The 243-nt window shown below is 50.2% G+C and carries 1 protein-coding gene; it reads left to right on the plus strand.

The window, feature by feature from the left end; genetic code table 11:
- Positions 1-243 (plus strand): CDP-alcohol phosphatidyltransferase family protein (locus tag AB4585_RS28535; RefSeq protein WP_372172141.1); only part of this gene is annotated, 243 nt, incomplete at both ends.

A 243-nucleotide genomic window follows, 5' to 3' on the forward strand; every position in this document is an offset into this window, starting at 1 on the left:
GGATTTGTGATGGCTTAGATGGCGCACTTGCCAGAAGGCAGGGGATCACTGATGCCGGTGGCTTTTTGGATATTAGTCTCGACTTTTTATTCTACTCCATGGTGCCGTTTGCCTTTGTACTCGCCAACCCAGAAGCGAACGCCATCGCAGGTGCATTCTTGATCTTCTCATTCATCGGCACGGGAAGTAGCTTTCTGGCGTTTGCTGTAATGGCAGGAAAGCGAGGCATAGATAACCCTGTGT

It is taken from the genome of Vibrio sp. 10N.222.49.C9, from assembly GCF_041474985.1.
GTDB lineage: Bacteria > Pseudomonadota > Gammaproteobacteria > Enterobacterales > Vibrionaceae > Vibrio > Vibrio crassostreae_C.